Annotated in this window: 20 protein-coding genes and 1 pseudogene; 12 read left to right on the top strand and 9 right to left on the bottom strand. The window is 36.6% G+C overall.

Annotated features, from left to right (window positions below; genetic code table 11):
• The 5 genes and pseudogenes from KSHG_RS16835 to KSHG_RS10380 all read right to left on the bottom strand — a co-directional run.
• The coding region (locus tag KSHG_RS16835; protein WP_010305740.1) for a DedA family protein at positions 1 to 603 on the bottom strand (603 nt) is incomplete at its 3' end.
• Positions 590 to 1,309, bottom strand: coding sequence for a polysaccharide deacetylase family protein (locus tag KSHG_RS10395; protein ID WP_010305736.1), 720 nt, complete (start codon positions 1,307 to 1,309; stop codon positions 590 to 592). The genes KSHG_RS10395 and KSHG_RS16835, both read right to left, overlap by 14 nt.
• Positions 1,310 to 1,480: 171 nt before the next feature.
• Positions 1,481 to 1,981, bottom strand: a complete 501-nt coding sequence (locus KSHG_RS10390) for a hypothetical protein (protein WP_010305731.1) — start codon at positions 1,979 to 1,981, stop codon at positions 1,481 to 1,483.
• A 177-nt stretch (positions 1,982 to 2,158) separates the two neighbouring features.
• Positions 2,159 to 2,655: pseudogene (locus KSHG_RS16830) on the bottom strand (N-acetyltransferase family protein).
• A gap of 17 nt (positions 2,656 to 2,672) precedes the next feature.
• The gene (locus KSHG_RS10380; protein ID WP_010305723.1) at positions 2,673 to 3,125 is read right to left on the bottom strand and encodes a MarR family winged helix-turn-helix transcriptional regulator; all 453 of its coding nucleotides are present in this window, start codon (positions 3,123 to 3,125) and stop codon (positions 2,673 to 2,675) included.
• 221 nt (positions 3,126 to 3,346) lie between these two features.
• Here KSHG_RS10380 and KSHG_RS10375 point away from each other — a divergent pair, with 221 nt between their 5' ends.
• On the top strand, positions 3,347 to 4,528 hold the full coding sequence (locus KSHG_RS10375; protein ID WP_010305720.1) for a CDP-glycerol glycerophosphotransferase family protein: 1,182 nt from the start codon (positions 3,347 to 3,349) through the stop codon (positions 4,526 to 4,528).
• Between the two features lie 83 nt (positions 4,529 to 4,611).
• On the opposite strand, the gene tagD is transcribed toward KSHG_RS10375, so the two are convergent.
• The gene (gene tagD, locus KSHG_RS10370; protein WP_010305718.1) at positions 4,612 to 5,007 is read right to left on the bottom strand and encodes a glycerol-3-phosphate cytidylyltransferase; all 396 of its coding nucleotides are present in this window, start codon (positions 5,005 to 5,007) and stop codon (positions 4,612 to 4,614) included.
• Between the two features lie 450 nt (positions 5,008 to 5,457).
• Complete coding sequence (locus tag KSHG_RS10365) at positions 5,458 to 6,867, bottom strand: C69 family dipeptidase (protein ID WP_010305716.1); 1,410 nt, start codon at positions 6,865 to 6,867, stop codon at positions 5,458 to 5,460.
• A 148-nt stretch (positions 6,868 to 7,015) separates the two neighbouring features.
• On the opposite strand from KSHG_RS10365, the gene KSHG_RS10360 reads away from it, so the two are divergent.
• Complete coding sequence (locus KSHG_RS10360; RefSeq protein WP_010305712.1) at positions 7,016 to 7,822, top strand: Cof-type HAD-IIB family hydrolase; 807 nt, start codon at positions 7,016 to 7,018, stop codon at positions 7,820 to 7,822.
• Positions 7,823 to 8,114: 292 nt separating this feature from the next.
• Here KSHG_RS10360 and KSHG_RS10355 read toward each other — a convergent pair whose 3' ends face one another.
• On the bottom strand, positions 8,115 to 9,020 hold the full coding sequence (locus KSHG_RS10355; protein WP_010305709.1) for an ABC transporter ATP-binding protein: 906 nt from the start codon (positions 9,018 to 9,020) through the stop codon (positions 8,115 to 8,117).
• Positions 9,020 to 9,709: an ABC transporter permease gene (locus KSHG_RS10350; RefSeq protein WP_235728371.1), complete on the bottom strand. Its 690-nt coding sequence runs from the start codon at positions 9,707 to 9,709 to the stop codon at positions 9,020 to 9,022. Before KSHG_RS10350 ends, KSHG_RS10355 begins: the two co-directional genes overlap by 1 nt.
• A 135-nt stretch (positions 9,710 to 9,844) precedes the next feature.
• Between KSHG_RS10350 and KSHG_RS10345 the strand changes: the two genes are divergently transcribed.
• From KSHG_RS10345 to KSHG_RS10305, 10 genes are all read left to right on the top strand, one after another.
• A complete protein-coding gene (locus KSHG_RS10345) occupies positions 9,845 to 10,537 on the top strand; it encodes a response regulator transcription factor (protein WP_010305703.1) in 693 nt (230 codons plus the stop codon).
• 2 nt (positions 10,538 to 10,539) lie between these two features.
• On the top strand, positions 10,540 to 12,192 hold the full coding sequence (locus tag KSHG_RS17590) for a sensor histidine kinase (protein WP_010305699.1): 1,653 nt from the start codon (positions 10,540 to 10,542) through the stop codon (positions 12,190 to 12,192).
• Between the two features lie 47 nt (positions 12,193 to 12,239).
• Positions 12,240 to 13,646: a phospholipase D-like domain-containing protein gene (locus KSHG_RS10335; protein ID WP_010305695.1), complete on the top strand. Its 1,407-nt coding sequence runs from the start codon at positions 12,240 to 12,242 to the stop codon at positions 13,644 to 13,646.
• A gap of 74 nt (positions 13,647 to 13,720) precedes the next feature.
• Positions 13,721 to 14,245 carry a spermidine N1-acetyltransferase gene (speG, locus tag KSHG_RS10330; RefSeq protein ID WP_010305691.1) on the top strand — a complete coding sequence of 175 codons (525 nt, stop codon included), beginning with the start codon at positions 13,721 to 13,723 and terminating at the stop codon, positions 14,243 to 14,245.
• Between the two features lie 259 nt (positions 14,246 to 14,504).
• A complete protein-coding gene (locus KSHG_RS10325) occupies positions 14,505 to 14,852 on the top strand; it encodes a hypothetical protein (protein ID WP_010305687.1) in 348 nt (115 codons plus the stop codon).
• Between the two features lie 250 nt (positions 14,853 to 15,102).
• Positions 15,103 to 15,303, top strand: coding sequence for a cold-shock protein (locus tag KSHG_RS10320; protein WP_010305683.1), 201 nt, complete (start codon positions 15,103 to 15,105; stop codon positions 15,301 to 15,303).
• A 721-nt stretch (positions 15,304 to 16,024) separates the two neighbouring features.
• Positions 16,025 to 17,473, top strand: coding sequence for an acyltransferase family protein (locus KSHG_RS16820; RefSeq protein ID WP_235728370.1), 1,449 nt, complete (start codon positions 16,025 to 16,027; stop codon positions 17,471 to 17,473).
• The gene (locus KSHG_RS18830; protein ID WP_235728375.1) at positions 17,473 to 18,042 is read left to right on the top strand and encodes an SGNH hydrolase domain-containing protein; all 570 of its coding nucleotides are present in this window, start codon (positions 17,473 to 17,475) and stop codon (positions 18,040 to 18,042) included. Before KSHG_RS16820 ends, KSHG_RS18830 begins: the two co-directional genes overlap by 1 nt.
• A gap of 220 nt (positions 18,043 to 18,262) precedes the next feature.
• The gene (locus tag KSHG_RS10310; RefSeq protein WP_010305677.1) at positions 18,263 to 19,252 is read left to right on the top strand and encodes a choloylglycine hydrolase family protein; all 990 of its coding nucleotides are present in this window, start codon (positions 18,263 to 18,265) and stop codon (positions 19,250 to 19,252) included.
• Positions 19,253 to 19,262: 10 nt separating this feature from the next.
• Positions 19,263 to 19,829, top strand: a complete 567-nt coding sequence (locus KSHG_RS10305) for a hypothetical protein (RefSeq protein ID WP_026022573.1) — start codon at positions 19,263 to 19,265, stop codon at positions 19,827 to 19,829.
• The last annotated feature ends 16 nt before the right edge of the window (positions 19,830 to 19,845 follow it).

The raw sequence follows: 19,845 nt of genomic DNA, 5'->3' as shown, positions 1-19,845 counted from the left end.
TTTTTTATAGGCGATTTTTTTCTTTTTATAAAAATGTTGGATCGTAAAATACGAAATAAAACTGAGTCCGATGGCGATGCCGATGAACGGTAAATATTCATATTTAATCGTAATGACATTCGCTGTCGCATAACCGAGAATCATGAAAGGGAATACCCAAATCGACGTGCCAATTAAACTAACGATGACGTACGGAATAAACGGTATTTTAGAAATTCCTGCTAAGTAAGGATTAATCTGTCTCGCTCCGGGAATGAATAGCCCGACGAGAAGGGCACGTTTATAATTTTTTTCGTATTTTTCTTGGAATGCTTGGACTTTAAATTCACTCATTTTCATACGTTTTGTGATTTTGTAGAAAACTGGAGCGCCTGCGTAGCGTCCGACTGCATAGCTACTTAAGAACCCACAAAATACACCGAGGAACGATGCGATGACAGAAGAAAACATCGGGAGCGCATGATGTTGTATTAAAATACCGACAATGACGACAAGTGTTTCTTCTGGTGCGGGAATACCTACAACACCGAAAAATAAGCAAACGAATATGACGAAAGGACCGTATTGTTCAACTAAGTTCAGTACCGAATCAATGTGAGACATAACGTTTCCAGTTCACCGGTTCAGTAAATGGTTGACCTAATGCGGTCGTATCACGTAAAAACTTCTCTAGTTGCTGTAGCATGAAAGCAGGCGCTTCGTCATCTGCTCCTGGATTCATCCCACAGTCATGTAATACGTAAATGGCACCGTCTTTAACCGCATGATGGAGTTTATTTTGCAAAGTTGTTTGGCATGTTTTGACTTTCCAATCACCAAAAATTTTACTCCACATGACCGGTGTGAGCGCATGTTTTTTAGCGACTGGTAACGTAGCTAATGTGAATTTCCCCCACGGTGGGCGATAGAAATGGACAGGCTGTTGCGTCACACGTTCAATCGCTTCTTTCCCTTTGAGTAGTTCGGCATCTAACATACGCGGTGTCATTTTATAACTATCGCTATGCGTATAATGATGCAAGCCGATTACGTGTCCATCCGCAATCATTTGATGCATAATTTCAGGATATTTTTCTGCTTTTTCTGCCACAACGAAGAAAATTGCCCGAATATTATATTGTTTTAAAAGAGCTAATAATTGAGGTGTATATGTTGGATTTGGACCATCATCGAATGTTAATAGAATGCCTTTTTGGTCGGTACGTTGCACAACACCGTAAGAAGAAAGACGGATTGCGTACGTAGGGAGTACCGTATAAGCAGCAGCGAGTCCAATAGCTGTTGCAGCTGTTGCTACTATTTTTTTCATCAAGTGCCAACCCCTTTGTTTGTAATACTTCTATTATAAGACGAAATGACACAAGAAAAGTGTCGTAAATTGAAATTTTTTTGTGTGTATATGCTTTTAATATAAAAAATCCCAGAAGCCGATGGGATTCCGGGATGATTCGTATTTAAATTTGTGAAAAAAGTATGATTGTTAGTGATTTTTCGCTTTCGTTAATTCAAAAATCGTTTGTTTGCCGTATGTTACTTTTACGACGCCATATCCTTTAGCAAGGCTTACTTTGTAGCCATCTTTCGTTAATACATAGGCATTTTTAAATGTTTTGTACGGTGTTTTCACATTTTTCTTTTTCGCTACGACTGTCAATTTTTTAGATGATTCGACGCGAACGAAGGAAGCTTTATTCGTTTTATAAAAATTAGCTGGCAATGTGTAATCACCGACACTACCAAGGTTGAATGCGAATTTTCCTTTATTTACATTTTCAACGAAATCAATATTTTGGACATAGAATGAAGATTTACTTTGAATAGCTTTACTCTTCGTGCCTAAAACATTGTATGTGTACGATTTCGTTGTTTTCTTTGCCATCACATTACTTTGTGCTGCAGAAGCTTGTTGTTGCACAGGGAAAGCAACGGTCATGGAAGCGATGGCGATTGCTAGTGTTGAAACGATTAATTTTTTCTTCATCTATGTTCACTCCTTTGTGACGCCCGTTTAAATTGGACTTACTATACTCTTCACTTCTTTTGCGCAGTTAAAACCTCATTTTAAAAAAGTATTTTAAAAATCAAAAAATTGAGTGGAAAGTAATTGTGAAATAATGAAGAGTACGAAAAAAGTAGTAGACTTGCGCTTGTAAGTAACTTAATGCTTTCGCGTCATAACCCAATCAATTTGACGTTCATCGCCCATTTGAAAAACATGTTCACCAGTTTTTTGGAAACCCATTTTTTCATAAAAGGCAATGGCATTTTGATTTTTCTCCCAAACACCTAGCCAAATCGCTCTCGTTTCGGCTAAATCAATCGCTTTTTGTAGCATGATTTTCCCAATTCCGCTTTTTGAAAACTTTTAAGGACGTAAATACGTTCTATTTCTATGAAGCTCTCACCCATCTTTTCTGTTTGTGTGTCTTTCTCATTTAATTTTAAATAGCCTGCGACGTCACCTTCTATTTCATATACGTAAAAGGAGGAATAGGGATTTTCAAGTTCTTTTTGCAACTGATCAAGCGCGAATGCCTCGCTTAAATACGTTTCCATCGTTTCTGGATTATTGTCCTCGTAAAACGTTTCAAAAAAAGTTTGCTTACTAATTTGCTGGATGATATTTAAATCATCTTTTGTACATTTTCTCATCATAACACTCCTCCAAGCTTTTAATAGTCGCGTTTGTTGCCGCTTTTTACGTAATGCCAGTCGGTATCAACATTTTCTCTCACACGTTGCAATAAGTGGAGGAGTGTTTCTCTTTCGGCTTTTGTTAGGCCGTTGAGCGACATATTGTTTGAAAAATCATTTTCTCTTCGAATGAAAGGGTAAATGGCTTTTCCTTTTTCCGTCGTGTAGAGTCGTTTAATTTTTTTATTGTGTAAGTCGTCTTTTTTTTCAATAAAGCCATTTTCCTCTAGTTTTTTAATCGCACGTGCTGCTGTCGTACGATCGACTTTAATGAGCTCTGCTAATTGATCTGGAAAAATACCTTCTTGTTCAAAAATGCGGACGATATACAAATATTGCCCTTTTGTTAACTGTAATTGTTTAAATTCGATATTGCTAATCGCATCTAATGCACGTGCAATCATACCGATTTCTCTTAACACATCGTTCATTACGTATCACCTCTATCATTAATAATACTTAAAAATGTTGTAAATGCAACAAAAAATAAAGGATAAATCGTTATATCAACTAATATATGTGAATTATAGTAAAATATTTAATTTTATTATGTAAAAAATTGAAATTTAAAAATAGAATTGTGAAAAAAGTATTGTATTTTCACTTTAATAACTAGAAAATAAGAAGTAACGGATAAGTAGGAGGAAGAATTGTGAGTATTAAAAAGAAAACGAAGAAATTTGCTGTAAAAGTGTATAAGAAAATTTTTAATATGCAAAAAAATCGTCGTAAAGATGCACGACTTGTTATTTTTGAAAGTTTTAACGGACGTCAAGTGAGCGATAATCCGAAAGCAATTTATGATTATATGAAAGAACATCATCCAGAATATAAGCTCGTTTGGAGTGCGGATCGCCGTCATTTAGAAAACTTTAAAGACGTTCCACACGTAATGAAGCTCGGTATTAAATGGTTGTTCTTAATGAATAAAGCGAAATATTGGGTATCGAATTCACGAAATCCTGGCTGGATTCAAAAATCAGATAAAACGACGTATATCCAAACGTGGCATGGCACACCGCTTAAAAAATTAGCGCTCGACATGCAAGAAGTTAAAATGCCGGGAACGAACACGAAAAAATATAAACGTAATTTCCGTCTAGAAACAGCGAAATGGGATTATTTAATTGCGCCGAACGCATTTTCGGAAGATATTTTCAGACGTGCTTTTGCTTATAGTGGTACGATGATTCAATCGGGCTACCCACGTAATGACTATTTAATTCAAAACCGTGATAATGAAGTTGAAATGCAACGTGTGAGAGAAAAATTAGCGATTCCAGCGAATAAGAAAGTTATTTTATACGCACCGACTTGGCGCGATGATGAATACATTAAAAAAGGGCAATATAAATTTAGTTTAGAAATGGATATTGCGGCGCTACAAGAAAAATATGGTGACGAAGCGGTACTCGTATTACGCACGCACTATTTAGTTGCAGAAAACTTAGATACGTCTCAATTTGGTGACTTCGTCATTGATCGTTCAACAGCTGGCGATATTAAAGAGCTATATTTAGCAGCAGACGTATTAATTACCGATTATTCTTCTGTCTTTTTCGACTATAGCTTATTGAACCGTCCGATTGTATTTTTCACATACGATTTAGAGAAATACCGTGAACAATTACGTGGCTTCTATTTTGATTTTGAACGTTTTGCACCAGGTGCTATTTGTGAAGACAATGCGTCACTTCAAAGTGCACTAGAACAAATCTTTAATGGCACATATACTTTGAACGAAGAGAAGCAACAATTCATTGATGGATTTGCTGAATGGGAAAAAGGGGATGCTTCTCAACAAGTCGCATCGATTATTACGAACCAAAAATAGTATAAAAAGAAACACTTCCAAACATGTGTTTGGAAGTGTTTTTTAATGAAAAAAACATGCTTTTTCATCAAGTGATGTATTGATTATTTTGTCGTTTCTTTTAAATCTTCTTTAATTTTAGTTGTTGAAATGCCTTCTGTACGTTTTAAGTACACGACTTCACAATATTCTTTTAAAAAGTCGAAGTGACCTTCCCAATCGTCACCGATGACGAATGTATCGATGTTTAACTTTTGAATATCCGTCACTTTTTGTTCCCAATTATCTTCGCGAATAACTTCATCGACAATCGTTAAAGCTTCGACAATTTCTGCGCGGTCTTCGAATGAATAGTAAGAAGACTTTCCTTTTAATTGATTGAATTCATCAGAAGAAATGGCAACGGTTAAGTGATCACCTAATGCTTTTGCTCGTTTTAACAATTTTAAATGCCCTGGATGGAACATATCGTACGTACCGTATGTAATAATTTTTTTCATAGTTGATGTGTGACTTCGCACACTACCTCACTTTCTCTCAAATAAAACTTTGTGTTTAATTTAATTGATCATAGAACGCGTAATTTGTTACAAATTACATAATTTACTTGCTATCATAGCATACTTTAAATTTATTGAATATATGAAAAATGCAAAACTGACCAAGTGGTGGAAAAGAAATGTTGAAAGAAATGTCTGCTTTTTAGAGAAAAGGGTAGTAGGAGTGCATAACACGTAGGTGAACGAGTAAAATTATACGTATTTGAATGAATTGTAACGTATGATACAAATGATAGTTTCAAAGGCAAAAAAAGAGGCTGGGACATACGTGTAGAAATCACCTCTCATATGAGCATAAGAAAAACCGGAATCGCGCTGTGGCGCGGTTCCGGTTTTTCGTTGCGAACGCTAAAAAAGGAAAATGACGTGTTTTGTTCCAGTCTCTGTCGATTAGTCAGCTAAACTAAAGTTTAATTTCATTTTCTTCGTACCGGCTAATACCATGTCGCCTAACAATTTATTCGTCGCTTCAAAAGCAATTGTTGCATATTGTTCATTAATTGATTGTAAGTAAGCTGCGACGTTTTCTTGTGCAGATGCTTCTTTGTCCGCTCGTTTTTGAATGTTGCGGCACTGTGCTACGACTTTTTGTTCAAATGCACTTTGCATATCGCTGTACAAATTGAAGTTCGTATCACCTAAAAGGGCAATCGTATGGCTTAACCAGTGAATTTTCGTAATATCAAAGTCGGCTGTCGTATCGCGGTAGCAAGCGGGTGTGTTTTCTACATTTGCGTAGAAAGGAACCATCGCGTTGAACGTATTCGGTCCGAATGCTAACCAGTGAATACCGGCGAATTCGGCTGGTACATCGTTACGGATTTGTAAAATGTGACTTTCTTGGTTTCGGTTAATACCGATTGTACGGAATTTTGCTTTGTCTTCTTCGCTGCCTTCACCGTACGGATCAAATTCGGTATTTTGGAAGTGAGAGCTTAGTGCCCATTTCACATCTTCGACAGACAATTTACGATTCGGATAGCAAATAAAAGGTAAGTCCTGTGCCATTGGATCATCTGGTGTGTTTACGTCAAATTGTTTTTGTACGTACCAAGCACGTGGGTTGTTATAGCGCGTATCTTTGACGGTAGCACTACCGAAAATATGGCGTAAATTCGTTCCTTCAAAGTCAGGATTTAAATAGTTTTCTTCAATAAATTGTTGTAAGTCATCTGAGCAAAGCGTATCGTCCGAATCAAAGTCGAAGTGGTCGATATTAAAGCGGTTCGGTGCGATGACGTATGCATCGTCTGGAATACGAACAGCAGCCCAGTGATGTCCACCGATTGTTTCTAAATACCAAATGTCATCTTTGTCAGAGAAGGCAATGCCATTTGACTCGTATGTGCCATACGTTTCTAAAATTTTACCGAGACGTAGCACTCCTTCTTTTGCTGAACGGATATACGGAAGAACGATCGTTAACATATCTTCCTCACCGATGCCATTTTCTTCAAATGGATCAGCACCTAGCACGCGTGAGTTCGTCGTAATCGTCTCAGTCGCAGACATAGCAACGTTTGCACTATTAATGCCTGATTCCCCCCAAATACCGAATCCAACGACCGCATCTGGCGTACACGTATAGCGTAACGGATTAGAAGGAAGCGTCATTTCAAATCTGCTTTGTACAGATTTGTAGTGTGTTGGTTGGTCTTCTGGATGCATGACGATAAAACGTTGTGGATTTTTAGAAGCAGAGCCACTATCTTCATTTCGTGCAATCATCGTAGAGCCGTCCATTGATACATTTTTGCCGACGAGCATCGTCGTACAAGAGCCTAATTTTCGAGTTGTCATATAATCACCATTCTTTTTAAGTCTTTTTCATTTGTTCCATCAAATTATAGCATAGCCTTTGAATGGAACATACGTTGGTTTGCTATGCGAATGAACTTTTCTTTTTCGTTCATTACGATATACTTTTTTATATGAAGGAGTGGAGTACATGAAAAAAATGAAACCGAAAGTCGTCTTCTTTGATATAGATGGAACGTTAACGACGAGTGATACAGGTGACATCCCGTTGTCTGCGAAAGAAAGTATTCGTGCGTTGCAACAGCAAGGCATTCATGTTGTAGCCGCAACAGGACGTCCGTATAGCATGTGTGCGGACTTAGAAGAACTCGGCATACATACGATGATTACAGCAAATGGTGCTTATGCGAGAAGAAATGACGATATTATTTACGAGGCACGAGTAGAACCAACATTTCAAAAACAATTGATGGCATTCGCTCGTGTACAAGGGAATGCGTTAACGTTTTATAATGACGCTTTTTATCGCAATGAGCTTGAAACAGCGCAACTATCAGAAGCGATGAAAGACGCATTTAATATGACGCATTTACCGCCCGTTCTTCCATCTGAGACGTGCCAAGTAAATTTAATTTGTTTGATTGCGACAGCGGAACAAATGGCTCCATATGAAGAAAAATTTCCGGACATTATTTTTCAACGCTGGCATCGAACGATTGTGAATGCACTGCAACGTCCGAATTCGAAGTCAATTGCGATTGCGCATGTGCTTGCTTATTTCGGTTATACGAAAGAAGAGGCAATGGCTTTCGGTGACGGCTACAACGATGTGGACATGTTAACGTATGTCGGGTTCGGTATTGCGATGGGAAACGCACCCGATGCGGTGAAAGAGCATAGTGATTACGTAACGAAGAGCGCAGCGGACAATGGAATTTATGAAGCGCTCGTCGCGTTAAATATAATCGAACAACTTCCGGCTCAAGTGATAGATTAAATGAAGTAACAGAAGTGAATCTCTTTTTTGTTTATTTGAAATTTGAAATGAGTTTGTTCAAAGGGAAAGGAGCGGCTTCTGGGGAAACCGCATGAGCTTTTGCTAATTTCGAAAAAAATGAGTTGGAGACGTGCCCACGAAAAACGTCGCCTAAAATAAAGAATGCTACCAATACGCATATGAAAAAGGGTCGTCATGATTTCAACATCATGACGACCCTTTCAATTTGGCTAAGGTTTTGTCCTAAGCTCTTCTATTTTAAGTTTTATAAAAATATAAAATGATAAAACGCTTATTTTTCAGCGTCTATGAAGATTTCTTCTAATGATTTTTGAGCCACTTCGACACGGAAAATATCAATTTGTAAACCAGTGAATGCACGAACGAGCATCGGGATTTCTTGTTCACTCGCAACTTGAATCGTTAACCAATCGACGTCTTGTACGAGCACTTTACTAAATGGTGCAATAACTTGAAGTAATTGTTCACGTACAGTATTTGTCAATATACTATGCTTAATTTGGACGTGCGTTTCTGTCGTTTCAGCTGTTTTCAACGCATTAATTTGCCCAATTTTGGCGATGTTACCATCTTTTAAAATGGCGATACGATCACATAGTTTTTCCATTTCATTTAAGTTGTGAGACGTTAAGAAAATTGTTTTTCCTTGTTTTTGAAGGTCGCGAATCAACGTATGTAGAACGATTGCTGATTCGGCATCGACACCTGAAGTCGGTTCATCTAAAAAGATAAAGTCTGGATCGTGGACGATTGCTTGCGCAAAACCTAATTTTTTCTTCATACCGAATGAATATTTTTCTACTTTTAATTTGCTGTCTTTTCCAAGACCAACTTTCGTTAAAATGTCTTGTGCATGTTTTTTTGAAATATTTTTGCCACTAATTGAAGCGAAATAGCGCAAATGATCAATCGCATTTAAGTGACCGTAAAACATCGAGTAGTCAGGTAAAACCCCGAGACGTTTTTTTAAGTTTGTCGTTAGTGGTTCTCCGTCAAAAAACGTAACGGTTCCAGACGTTTGTTTTGCGAGTCCAGTTAAAATATTAATGAATGTTGATTTACCTGCACCGTTTCGGCCGAGGAAACCAAAAATTTCACCGTCTTCGATTGTTAAGTCGATGCCTTTTAGCACTTCTTTTTGACCGTAATTTTTCGTTAATCCTGTAACTTCTAACATTAGTATTCACCTCGTTTGAAAATAAATAATGAAATGGCTGCGATGATAAGTGCGCCTAAAGGAAGGGCGAGCATTTCATAATTATCGTTTTGAAGATAGTGCAGAGGGCTGACGTATTTAAATAGTTTGTACCATGCTTCTGTATATTCAACGATCGATGCTAGAATAGGGCCTGCAATGCCGACGAAAATACCGATAAACATCGACATCATCGGTTTTTTAATAAGAACAGAAACAAGGAAAGCGATGGAGATTTCAAACGTTACGAGGCAAATGAGTGTCGCAATAACCATGAAGTCGATCGTTTGAGATGTAATGGCGATGACAAGAACAGAAATCGCAAAACAAATAATCCAAAACAACCAAACGCCTAAAAATTTGCCGATAAAAATTTTTTCATGTGACGTACGAGAAAGTAAAAAGCGCATCGTACGATTAGACGTTTCTCTATTAATAATGTCGTGAGAAAGTGCCATGACGAATAAAAGACCGAAGAACATCATCATGAGGAGAAGTCCTGTAGAGTAAATCGTATTTTCTTCTCCAGAACTTAGTTCAAACATTTCAACGAATGTTTTTCCTTTGTTAGCAAAAAAGTATGAAGCACTAAGTAATGCGATAATAATAAGAATAGCTTTAATGTTTTTAAATGATTGCCATAATTCATGTTTGGCGATAGCGAACATCATAAATCGCTCCTTTATATAAGTTTAGTTGAAGTATACTAAATGAAACTTACTATTTGTGAATCAATACCTTAACGTTTTCTTAAATTTTATAAGGCATTATGAAATCATGCTATTATACAGAAAAGGAGTGGTTTTATGTACGATGTGAAATTACTAATCGTAGATGATGAAATTTCATTACTAACAATGCTACAAACAATTTTAACAAAAGAAGGATTTCATGCGATCGACTTGGCAACAACGGGAGAAGAAGCACTCGAAAAATGTCAAGTAAATCAATATGATTTAATTTTATTGGACGTATCAATGCCGGGACTAAGTGGTTTTGAAATTAGCCCACAAATTCGTCAGTTGACGGAAGCACCTATTTTCTTCGTAACTGCGCGTTCTTCAGACTTAGATACGCTAACTGGTTTTGCGCTTGGGGCGGATGATTACATTACGAAGCCATTTAATCCACTCGAAGTCGTTGCGAGAATAAAGGCCAGATTACGCCGTGTACAACAACCGGCGACAAAATTGATTCAATTTCATGAACTGCTGATCGACCCTATTTCTGGAGAAGTTCGTTTGCACGGAGAAGTGATTCATTTATCTGCGCAATTGTATCAGCTACTGCTCTTTTTTGCACAGCACCCGAACCAATTATTTACGAAAGCACAAATTTACGAAAAAGTTTGGGGTGAAAGCTATTTAGGCGAGGACAATACGGTAATGGTACATATTCGAAAATTGCGCCAAAAATTGGAGCAAGACGCGAGTCACCCAGAAATGATTGTCACCGTACGAGGTCTCGGTTATAAATTCGTGCCGGAAGGGGTTAAGTAGAGATGCATCGAAGGTTTGCGACGTCTTTCTTTTTCCAAGCACTTATTTTACTCGTCGTAACGGTCATTGCGGGCATCGCTTTTCTCATGTTGCTCGGTATTGCACTGTCGACAGGTGAGGCAGACAATGATCTGCTCGAAACAGATTCTTTTTACTTCAATAAACACGTTCATATTGCTGAGCATAGCGCTACAATTGATGCAGAGTTGAAAGAAAAAGTACGTTCTCAAAATGGCTGGTTAGCGATATACAATGAAAAGAAGGACTTGTTGATGACGTACAATGCAGCAAGTCACGAAACATTTGAGTACAATCACTTACTTTCTCAAGAAAAATATTTAATGAATGTCGTCTATACCGATTATTTATCGGACAAAAAGAAAAATGCTTATGTCGTCTACGGTCGAGAAAATAAAGTGTTCACGACGATGCAGCGTATTAAAGAGACGATGGATTTACAAAACAATCAATTACCGAAACTAAATACGAAACTGAAAGTGTTATATGTAGATAAGAATAAAATACTTGATTCCATTAATGTAAGTAAATCCGACGATATGGTAGAGAAATTGTTGAATGGTTATTATGACTATCATATGGAGCGTTTTATTGATGAGGCATCGGGCAGGACGATTATCGTTGCAGAGAAGCGTCCTGAAGTCGGCGGACGTGCCGTATTAGCCGAATTGAAATGGCCGATTATTTGGTATGGCGTCGGAAGCATTGTATTTTTAGGAATCATGATTTACTTTTTCGTCCGTAAATTTTCTTCTCCACTGCGGATGTTTATGGAGTGGATTCGGAATATTGGAGAGAAACGATACGATGTACCATTAAATAAAAAGGGACAGCCTTTATTTTTAAATCGTAAAGGACAGGTGAAATTCAAATATCGTATTTACCGTGAGATGATTCAAACGTTACAAGAAGTTTCGAATGAGCTACATAATCATGAAGTAGAACGAAAAAAATTAGAAGTTCATCGGGAAGAATGGATTGCTGGTTTATCCCATGACTTGAAAACACCACTTGCGACCGTTATGGGCTATACGAAAATGTTACAGACAGATTATAACTGGACAGAAGAAGAAAAAGATGACTTTTTAATGCGAATCGATGAAAAGTCCGTTTATATGAAAAAACTGATTGATGACTTAACGCTCACGTACCGCATTAAAAACAATAATTTACCTATTCAAAAAAGAAAAATTGAGTTGCATGAGATGGTACGTCGTACGATTATTCAGCATTTAGAAGAGCATCCAACGTATTTGTATGACATTCATATAAGCGATGAGCCCCTTTATATAGAAGGAGATCCTGTTTTATTCCAACGGGTACTGGATAACCTTTTATTAAATAGCGTGAAACATAATCCAATCGGTACGAAAATTGATGTCACGACGATGAGCTTGAAAAATACGGTGTGTATTGAAATTCGAGATAACGGGAAAGGGATGGATGAGTGTACGAAAGAACAATTGTTCAATCGGTATTATCGAGGGACGAACACGACGGAACATACGGAAGGCTCAGGTCTTGGAATGGCGATTACCCAACAACTCGTTCATCTGCATGGTGGGAAAATTGAGGTGCGCAGTGCGGTTGGACAAGGAACAATCTTTAAAATTTTCGTACCGAAACATATGAACTGAACGAAGACAGGATCAGAGGAACGATGCAAGAAGGGGGTTGTCTTATTATGAAGAAAACAATGAAAATCATTTGCTGTATTTTACTGATCATCCCACTTCTTATGTGGAATGCCCATGCATTAAAAGACGTACCAGAAGGACTCTCAATGGATGGAAACGTCTATTATGCGGATCAACTGGAGTTTTTAACGGATTTAACGTACGAAAAAAATGGAACTCGTGTACATGAACAGCAGTTGTTTAAGCGAGGGTTACAAATCATAAACGAAGCGGAAAAAGTACTTGTCGTTGATTTATTTTTGTTTAATGATGATTACAACCATTCGACTTCAACGTTCGACAATCGTGCTGAGCAGTTAACGGATGCACTCATCGAGAAAAAAGAAGCGACGAAAGACTTGCACGTTACAGTCATCACAGATCCAATTAATTCGGCTTATCAATCGTCACCTTCACTACTTTTACAGCGATTAAAAGAAGCGGGCATTGACGTCGTAGAGACGGATTTGACGAAGTTAAAAGATTCAAACCCCTTGTATTCGAGCGTATGGCGTTCTTATTTACAATGGATTCCAACATCAACGAACGGCCTATTTCCGAATGCCTTCAACAAAGATAAAAAAATGTCACTTGGCGCTTACTTAGATTTAGTGAACTTTAAAGCGAATCATCGTAAAGTACTATTAAACGATCACGAGGCATTGATTGCGTCTGCCAACATTTCACATGATGGTAGCAGCCTTCATTCCAATATCGGCTTCGTCGTACAAGGTGCGATTTTAAATGACTTATACGCATCCGAAAATGCGATTTTGAAAATGATGGGCCAGTCGTTACCGAAACATACATTTACACAACAAGCAGATGGAGAAATCGAGACGAAAATCATCACAGAGGGTGCGATTGGGAATGTGCTAGTTAATACGGTGAAACGGGCGAATAAAGGTGATGCGATTCAAATTGGCGTCTTTTATTTAGCAGATCGACCATTCATTAATGAGCTGAAAGCAGCAGCGAAACGAGGCGTCAGCATACAATTAGTGTTAGATGCGAATCGAGATGCATTCGGCTTAAAGAAAAACGGCATTCCGAATCGTCCGGTAGCAGCTGAATTGAGCAAAGAACCGTCTATTGATATTCGGTGGTACGATACGAAAGGCGAACAGTACCATAGTAAGTTTTTATTGTTAAAACAAGGAGACGAGCTAACGGTCGTCGGAGGTTCTGCAAACTTTACGAAGCGAAATTTACGTGATTTCAATTTAGAAACGGATCTATATGCCAAACTTCCAGTTGAACACGACACAGCACAACAGCTTTTAACGTACTATAATCAGATTTGGAATAATATAGATGGAAACTATACGGTATCGTATGAAACGTACGGGGAAAAAATATGGTGGAAGACGGTTTTATATCATATTCAAGAATTTACAGGCTTATCTACTTTTTAATGCTTACTGTATAGCAGAAGTGGGTAAAGTATAGAGAAGTAAATACTTCAAATACAAATTGAAATGGTGAAAACATGACAACGAATTTGAAATTAAGAGCATTGGAAAGGGAAGATCTTCGCTACATTCATCAGTTAAACAATGATAATCGCATTATGTCTTACTGGTTTGAAGAACCGTATGAATCGTATGTTGAATTGGAACAATTATTCGATAAACATATTCATAATCAAAGTGAGCGTCGGTTTATTATTATGGACGGCACGCAAATTGCCGGACTCGTTGAATTAGTAGAAATCGATTTAATCCATCGAAATGCCGAATTCCAAATTATTATTGACCCTTCTGCTCAAGGAAAAGGTTTTGCATTTACAGCGACGACACTTGCGATTGATTACGCATTTAAAATATTAAATTTGCATAAGCTGTATTTGTTCGTAGATAAAGAAAATAAAAAAGCAATCCATATTTATGAAAAAGCAGGATTTGAACATGAAGGGATATTTAAAGAACATTTCTTTATTAACGGTTTTTATCACGATGCACTCACGATGTGCATTTTTCAACGAAACTATTTAGAAACATTGCGTACACCATAATAGATAGGAGCACTATTGCTTTATGAGCAGTAGTGCTTTTTTATTGTTTATATAAATTTTTACACTTATTCTAGCTTAACTAGTCAAAAATATATTGAATTCAAAATAATCCCAAAGGATTTTTACACATTTTTCATTTTTTAAGTCCATCTTTCCTAGTGTTTTTCGAAAAAATTGTTTTTTCTATTCCAAATGGGTTAAAATATAATCAGAAAAATCAAACGATTTAAAGTGGAAAAAGAGGAGCGTGAGCAGTTCATTGAATACAAAGACGATGTATTATTCACATAACTATGTTCTTTTAAATAGAATTCAAAAATTAGTAGCGTTGTCTTCTACACCATTGTTTCAAGAAGAATATATGAAAGAACGTACAGACGTGTTAATGATTTATAAAGAATATATATTGTATTCAGATGTGCAAGAGGATATCGTAGCAAACGCCATTTGTTGGGCGATCCGTGTATTAGAAGATTTATTCGCTGGTTGCCGCGTTCGAAATTTTGAAAGTTTACAAACGTTTGTTGCGAGTGTTTCAGAGACTGCTATATTTTCCTATGAAAATTACACGGGGCAGTTATTTAATGATGTGAGTAAAGTATTTTAATAAGATGTTTTGAAATATGTAAAACATCTTTTTTAATTAATTGGGATAAATTTGTAGAAATTTTAAAAATGAATAGACAATGTTATATTTATAGTGTATAATGAACTTAAATAAGAACAGCATTACAAGATAGTTTTGAATTCACCTATTACAAAAAGTATTAGTGTTTATTTTATTACTTTTTGTAATACGTGAATTTTTTTCATTATGAAGAAATGATCTTATTAATAAATAATTGGAGGTCATTCAAATGACACAAGGTACAGTAAAATGGTTTAACGCAGACAAAGGTTTCGGTTTCATCGAAGTTGAAGGCGGTTCTGACGTATTCGCTCACTTCTCAGCTATCACTGGCGAAGGTTTCAAAACTTTAGAAGAAGGTCAAAAAGTTGAATTCGAAGTAGAAGAAGGCCAACGCGGACCTCAAGCTGCTAACATCGTAAAACTTTAATTTTTAAAGTTTCGATTTAAAAAGTGCAATCTTAGGATTGCACTTTTTTTATGTTTATTTTTAAAGGATTCGAGTTATTTTGCTCGGATCCTTTTTTGTGTATTTATAATTGTTACATAATAGAACGAGTACACATTAAACATACAAAAAAGGGTATATGTAAAGAACTCATATACTAGCATTGTATGACCTATATATTAAAAAGATGATATAATAATATAATGATGTCATTTATTGTTATGTATCCTTTTCTTATAAAAGTTACATAAATTTAATATTTTTTATTTTTCTAAATTGTCTATTTCCTTTTTCTTCAATAGAAAATGATAGTATTCCTTCGCTTTTGATATGAAAATTCTATATTTATCAAATATATAATACATTGGTAATTAATATTCGTTAATAGTGATAAAATATACACATAACGGATATATGACAAAAATATTAAAATTAGGTTAAAGTATCTTTGAAATTAATTTAACAACTATACATGATGATACAATTATCAATGATAAATTGTAACGTAAAGAATACTTATTTACCTTTGTTTGTAATTTTATCTTGTATGAAAAGTACATTGTAAGAGGAGGCTTCGTATAAATTTACACAATTTATTAATATACAAATGAATAAATTGTGCATGATACATCACTTGATATTACTAATCTAATATAGTATTTGAACGCTAAGTTTATGAAAAATTCTCTGGAGGAAATACTAGATGAATCAACCTATTATTCAAGTTGAAAAGAAATTCAGACCCGAAATTGAAGGGTTAAGAATTGTCGCTGCACTACTCGTAGCTGTGTACCACATATGGTTCGGACGTGTGTCGGGAGGGGTGGATGTATTTTTCGTCATATCCGGTTTTCTGATCACTTCTTCGATTATCTCTACAATTAATCGCACACATGGCTTTCAATTCATACCATACATATCGAAGCTTTTAAAACGGTTACTACCGTCTGTCTTCTTTATTTTAAGCATCGTAACCATCGCAAGCTTCTTCTTATTACCACAATCTATTTTTATTAAAACGATTAAAGAAATTATCGCTTCACTTTTTTATTATGAAAACTGGCAATTAGCCTTTTCAAATACAGATTATTTAAACGCTAATCAAATGAAATCCCCTGTAGAGCATTTCTGGGCGATGTCGATTCAAGGACAATTTTATTTAATTTGGTTCGTCCTATTCAGCATTATTTTATTTTGTATTAAAAAATTTGCGATTCGCAATGCGCGTTTATTTATGAATATTGTGCTAGCAACGTTATTCATTGCATCGTTAGCTTATTCTATTTATTTAACGTCTGTGAATCAACCATTTGCTTATTTCATGACATTTGCACGCGTATGGGAATTTGCACTTGGTGGGTTGTTATGTATTAACTTATCGTACATTCATATTCACTCATATGTTGCAGGTGTCATTGGTTGGATTGGACTTTTCGGATTACTTGCAACGGGTGCATTATTCGACGTTTCCAATATGTTCCCAGGGTACGTTGCGCTATGGCCTATGACATGTGCGGTTATGATCGTATTAGCCGGAACGAAACCGTCTAAATATAACGTAAGTGCTTTACTGTCTCAACCTATTTTAATGAAACTTGGTGGGATTTCATTCGGTATTTATTTATGGCACTGGGTACTTCTATCATTTTATAAATACAACGTCTCAACGGATATTTCATTACTCGTTGGTCTTGTCATTATCATTTTATCTATTATTTGTTCGTATTTAATGACTGAGTTGGTTGAAAAACCGATTCGCCAATCGACGAATGTTAACAAGAACGTGAAGCGTTTAGTCGCAATGTGTTTAGCGAACGTCGTATTAATTGGAATGTTGTTCGGAAATTACCAATACGAAAAACATGAAGCACAAGAAAAATACGAAAATGCAAAAGCAGCACAAAGTGAAAGCGCTGAAAATTTATATCCAGGTGCTCAAATCGTCGATACAAAAGCAGAATTATCGGTAGAAGAGCCAATGCCATCATTCGCAACAGCTTTTGAAGATTATCCAATTTCACATAAAGATGATTCGAACCAAGGGCTGAAAAAATTTGATGTTAAAGTAGGCGCATACGGCAATACGACATCTTATAAAAAACAGTTGCAGTTGTCGGAAGTTCGCATTCAGAGCAATGGCTCGGTGGTGTAATCGCTGCAACAGAATCAATGGAAGATTATCGCGTTTTGAACATTACACGTTCAGGGACACGTTTCTCGAATAAATATGAAGCGAATGACCAAAAATTAGAATGGATTAATGGGGTCGTTGCGTATTTACAAAAAGAAGACATTGACCTCGTCATTCTTCACGGAACGACAAGTGACTCTCGTTCTGAAGGAATTCAAAATGGTCTCGTACAACAAGCAGAGCTATTAACAAACCTGTACGGTATTCAAGTTCTCGCATTAAGAGACAATCCACGCTATACGTTTAACGTATTAGAAACGCTTGAAACAGAAGGTTATGATAGCACAGTAGAGAAAATGAATAACGAAGAAAATCAATTAGATGCGGCATATTGGGAACAATTAAAACAATCGAATACGCCACTTCATTTAGTTGATTTCTCTAAATACTTTAAAATAGACGGTGAGTTCCGTCCGATTATCGGGAATGTCGTCGTATATCGTGATTACGATCACATTACGAACACATTTGCAGAATCGTTCGCACCGATGTTGAAAAAAGAAATTACAGCTATTTTAGAAAATGAATAATTAAACGAATAAAAAGACGGGCATGATTTTTAAAATCATGCCCGTCTTTTTTATACGTTCAGAAGCTATTTTGTACGGCATGATGGTAAAGCGATGAATGTATTTAGAACGTGAGATAAATTTTTAATAAGAGAAAATAAAGTGTTTTTATACAATTGTTTCAATAAAAAGGAAAAAGGAAATGGAGATGTATGGAGATTATTTGAAGAGGTGTTGTCATATGTGTACAGGTGTTTTTACGAAAACAAAAGATGGAACGTATTTATTATCCAGAACGATGGATTTTGTATTTCCACTTGAGCCAAGTCCATTATTTATTCCGAGAGGGTTTGAATGGCAGGCCGCTGTCAAAAAAGCATCATTCAACACGCAATTTGGTTTTGTAGGGGCAGGGCGTCTGTTAGGAGACACGTATTTCGTTGCGGATGGTGTGAATGAGAAAGGACTTAGCGTCGCAGAACTGTATTTGCCTGGTGAAGTATATTATGCAGAACACCCGATAAACAATAAAGTAAACGTCGCACCGCATGAGTTGATTTTATGGCTATTAGGGACGTGTGCAACGATTGAAGAGGTAGAGGGGAAATTAGCCGATTTACACATCGTGAGTGCGATGATACCGGAACTAAATATCGTGACACCGCTTCATTGGATTTTAACAGACCTCACAGGCCGCTGTGTCGTCATTGAACCGACAGAAGAAGATTTATCTATAAAAGAGAATAAAATAGGTGTAATGACGAATACGCCATGTTTAGAGTGGCATATTGAAAACTTGCGTAATTATTTACACGTGCGTCCGAAGCAATATGAGCCGGTTCGTTTTGGCGAGTACATAGCGAATCCATTTTCTCAAGGAACAGGGACGACAGGATTACCGGGTGGCTTTACACCACCCGAACGATTTGTTCGAGCAGCCTTTTTTAAAGAGCATATTGAAGAAGCAGAGAACGAAGAACAAGGCGTCTACAATCACTACCATATTTTATCTACGGTTCGCATTCCTAAAGGAATCGTTGTTACTGCAGCGGATACGGTTGACTATTCACAATACGTTGGTACGATGTGTAATAACTCTAAAACGTATTATTATAGCGCCTACGATCAACATGATATCGTGAAAGTGACATTGACAGAAGAGCTGTTAGCACGAACGACACCAAAACAATTTGAATTGGCGGCGAAGTTTAAGGTTCACGCGATAGAATAGCGAGGTGTGTATGTTGTTACAATTAGAAATTGGGACATTTTTAAGCTGGTTAGGCATTTTTTTGTCGATTTATATCGGTTGGAAATCGATTGCAGGGGCCTTTAACGTGCAATATAAAATGAAAGTGACAGAAGAACAATTGAATGTCGTCTATTTGCCTGTCTTTCGCTTATTAGAGCCTTTTTTATATAAGAAGTATGAGCAAGTGGATCCGGTACAACTGGAATCGACCTTAAAACAAATTGACGGCATTATTCAAGCACATTACAAATATGTACATTCGAGTATTGTCGATTATAATGCGAAGTTATTGAAGGGAATTTCAACAGGTGAGAGCCATGAATTAATGGGAGAGTGGTTGTATCAATATAGTTGGAACGTAGACTATCAATTTGAAAAAACGCGCAAACGCCTTTATTTACCGACACGTTCCTTGCAATATAAGTTGAATCAAAATCAATTTAAAAATAAGCTATTACTGCTTTGGAGTATTTCAAGGCATTACGTCATAGAGGCATGCATTATTGCGTTACTTTCTGTCACGATGACCGCCTTGATTTTTATATTTATTCGGTAATTATAAAAAGAACGCA

The sequence above is a fragment of the Kurthia senegalensis genome, from assembly GCF_000285595.1.
Taxonomy (GTDB): Bacteria; Bacillota; Bacilli; order Bacillales_A; family Planococcaceae; genus Kurthia; species Kurthia senegalensis.
The sequence above is the reverse complement of the archived record's forward strand: the minus strand, read 5'-3'. Positions and strand labels throughout refer to the sequence as shown.

Coding starts and splice junctions, on each gene's coding strand:
- KSHG_RS10360 (WP_010305712.1), top strand. CDS start 7,016: ATGAAAAAAATGAAACCGAAAGTCGTCTTCTTTGATATAGATGGAACG.
- KSHG_RS10320 (WP_010305683.1), top strand. CDS start 15,103: ATGACACAAGGTACAGTAAAATGGTTTAACGCAGACAAAGGTTTCGGT.
- KSHG_RS10350 (WP_235728371.1), bottom strand. CDS start 9,709: ATGATGTTCGCTATCGCCAAACATGAATTATGGCAATCATTTAAAAAC.
- KSHG_RS16820 (WP_235728370.1), top strand. CDS start 16,025: ATGAATCAACCTATTATTCAAGTTGAAAAGAAATTCAGACCCGAAATT.
- KSHG_RS10345 (WP_010305703.1), top strand. CDS start 9,845: ATGTACGATGTGAAATTACTAATCGTAGATGATGAAATTTCATTACTA.
- tagD (WP_010305718.1), bottom strand. CDS start 5,007: ATGAAAAAAATTATTACATACGGTACGTACGATATGTTCCATCCAGGG.
- KSHG_RS10355 (WP_010305709.1), bottom strand. CDS start 9,020: ATGTTAGAAGTTACAGGATTAACGAAAAATTACGGTCAAAAAGAAGTG.
- KSHG_RS10305 (WP_026022573.1), top strand. CDS start 19,263: ATGTTGTTACAATTAGAAATTGGGACATTTTTAAGCTGGTTAGGCATT.
- speG (WP_010305691.1), top strand. CDS start 13,721: ATGACAACGAATTTGAAATTAAGAGCATTGGAAAGGGAAGATCTTCGC.
- KSHG_RS10390 (WP_010305731.1), bottom strand. CDS start 1,981: ATGAAGAAAAAATTAATCGTTTCAACACTAGCAATCGCCATCGCTTCC.
- KSHG_RS10380 (WP_010305723.1), bottom strand. CDS start 3,125: ATGAACGATGTGTTAAGAGAAATCGGTATGATTGCACGTGCATTAGAT.
- KSHG_RS10365 (WP_010305716.1), bottom strand. CDS start 6,867: ATGACAACTCGAAAATTAGGCTCTTGTACGACGATGCTCGTCGGCAAA.
- KSHG_RS10395 (WP_010305736.1), bottom strand. CDS start 1,309: ATGAAAAAAATAGTAGCAACAGCTGCAACAGCTATTGGACTCGCTGCT.
- KSHG_RS17590 (WP_010305699.1), top strand. CDS start 10,540: ATGCATCGAAGGTTTGCGACGTCTTTCTTTTTCCAAGCACTTATTTTA.
- KSHG_RS10310 (WP_010305677.1), top strand. CDS start 18,263: ATGTGTACAGGTGTTTTTACGAAAACAAAAGATGGAACGTATTTATTA.
- KSHG_RS10335 (WP_010305695.1), top strand. CDS start 12,240: ATGAAGAAAACAATGAAAATCATTTGCTGTATTTTACTGATCATCCCA.